Raw genomic sequence first — 2,142 nt, 5'->3', positions numbered from 1 at the left:
GGTGAACTGGCTGCCGTCGGAGACGAACAGGTTCTTGATGTCGTGCGACTGGCCGTGCTTGTTGACGACGCCGTCCTCCGGCTTCTCGCTCATCCGATTGGTGCCGAGATTGTGAGTCGATGGATAAGGCGGCGTCGGAAAGGTCCTGGTGGCGCCGACAGCGGCGTAAAGCGCCTGGCCTTGCTTGTAGGCATGGTCGCGCATCGCCGTGTCGTTGGGGTGATCGTCGAAATGGACGTCGGCGATCGGCATGCCGTGCTCGTCCTTTTCGCCCTTGTGCAGCGTGATGCGGTTCTCCTCGCGCGGCATGTCCTCGCCGACGATCCACAGGCCCGCCATATGGTCGTAATGGTCGAGCGCCGTGGTGAAGGAGCGGCCCCAGCCGCCGGGATTGAGGAAGGCCGCCATGAACGGCAGGCCGAGCGAAAGCGTCTCCATCTCGTAGCCGCCGACGAAACCGCGCGACGGATCGTGGCGCGCCTCGTCGCGGATGATGCCGGCCATCGTGGTGCCGCGATACATGTGCACCGGCTTGTCGAAGATCGCGTAGACCGAGCCGGTGGTGTGGCGCATGTAGTTCTTGCCCACCTGTCCCGACGAGTTGGCGAGCCCGTGCGGGAACTTGCTCGATTCCGAATTGAGCAGCAGGCGCGGGCTCTCGATCGAATTGCCGGCGACGGCGACGATGCGAGCCTTCTGTTCCTGCAGCTTGCCGTCCTTGTCGGCATAGACGACGCCGGTCACCTTGCCGGTAGCGTCATGGTTGATCTTGATCACCATCGAATTCGGCCGCACCTCCAGATGCCCGGTCGCTTCGCCCTTCGGGATTTCGGTGTAGAGCGTCGACCATTTGGCGCCCCATTTGCAGCCCTGGAAGCAGAAGCCGGTCTGCTGGCAGGAATTGCGGTCGTCGCGCTGCACCGAATTGATCGCCATGTTGCCGGTGTGGCATTCCTTGTAGCCGAGCTTGTCGGCGCCGGCCTTGAGCACCTTGAAATTGTTGTTGCCCGGCAGCCGCGGCCAATTGTTGGTGCCGGTGACGCCCATCTTGGCTTCGGCCTTGGCGTAATAGGGCTCCATCTCGGCCAGCGTTACCGGCCAGTCGAGGAGGTTCGCGCCCTTGACCTTTCCGTAGGTCGTGGCCGCCTTGAATTCATGCTCCTGGAAGCGCAGCGAGGCGCCCGCCCAGTGCGTGGTCGAACCACCGACCGATTTCACGATCCAGGCCGGCAGGTTCGGGAAATCCTTGGCCACGCGCCAGTCGCCCGAGGTGGTGCGCTTGTCCTTCCAGGCGAGCTGGGCAAAGGAATCCCACTCGTCGTTGATGAAATCCTCATATTCGTGGCGTGCGCCCGCCTCGAGGATGACGACGTCGATGCCTTTCTGCGCCAGCTCGTTGCCGAGCGTACCGCCGCCGGCGCCGGAGCCGATGATGACGACCACGCCATCGTTCTTGAGATCAAATGATGCTGCCATGGTTTCCTCCCATGAAATCGGTCGAAATGCGGTTCAGGACAGAGCGGCCTACAGCCACTCGATGTCGTTGAAGCCGCGCGCGATGTAGCCACCCTTGGAATAGGACTCGCCCTCATAGCCAAAGATCGGCCACAGCTCCTTCTGGTTGTAGAGGCTGACGACGAGGCCGCCGCGCACCGCCTGGAAGAAGGGCGTCTTCTCGATGCCGGCGAGCAGCGCGACCCGCTGCTCTTCCCAGCCGATCCCGCGATAACCGCCCTTGCCGGCCTTCTTGTCGAGCTCGGCGATGCCCTTCTCGATCAGTTCCTTGTGGGCCGGGTCCTTGGCCGCCGTCTCGTCATGGCCCTTGACGGCAATGGCGTAGTATTTGTCCGGCACCTGGTCGTGCGGATAGACGTCGCGCGCCACCTGGATCAGCGTCGCCATCGTCTCGGGCTTCAGCGCCGAGGTTTCGAGACCCCAAGCGTGTTCGGGGCTGATGACGGCGCTGCCGGAGATGATGAGCAGCGCGCCGGCGCCGCCGCGCTTGAGAAGCTCTCGCCGCGAAAGCCCGGCTTTCTTCTCATAAACTGTAACCATGATTTCCTCCCTGCTTGCTGTTCGCGCCCCTGAGGGCGCCGTTGCTGGCGCCGCGCCTCTCCGCGGCGGAATGTCCCCTATTGGAAG

The 2,142-nt window shown here is 63.4% G+C and carries 2 protein-coding genes; both read right to left on the bottom strand.

Translation table 11 applies throughout. The annotated features are described in order from the left end of the window. A partial coding sequence (locus EOA23_RS34070; protein ID WP_145966586.1) for a GMC family oxidoreductase occupies nucleotides 1-1,476 on the bottom strand: 1,476 nt, incomplete at its 3' end. Nucleotides 1,477-1,524: 48 nt separating this feature from the next. Beyond that, nucleotides 1,525-2,055, bottom strand: a complete 531-nt coding sequence (locus tag EOA23_RS34065) for a gluconate 2-dehydrogenase subunit 3 family protein (RefSeq protein ID WP_127307262.1) — start codon at nucleotides 2,053-2,055, stop codon at nucleotides 1,525-1,527. Between the last annotated feature and the right edge of the window lie 87 nt (nucleotides 2,056-2,142).

Source organism: Mesorhizobium sp. M2A.F.Ca.ET.042.01.1.1 (genome assembly GCF_003997405.1).
GTDB lineage: Bacteria > Pseudomonadota > Alphaproteobacteria > Rhizobiales > Rhizobiaceae > Mesorhizobium.
Note: the sequence above shows the minus strand (reverse complement) of the source record. Positions and strands in the feature narration are given on the sequence as shown.

What these genes read in the sequence shown, in the direction of transcription:
- EOA23_RS34065 (WP_127307262.1), bottom strand. Translation starts at nt 2,055, where the DNA reads ATGGTTACAGTTTATGAGAAGAAAGCCGGGCTTTCGCGGCGAGAGCTT.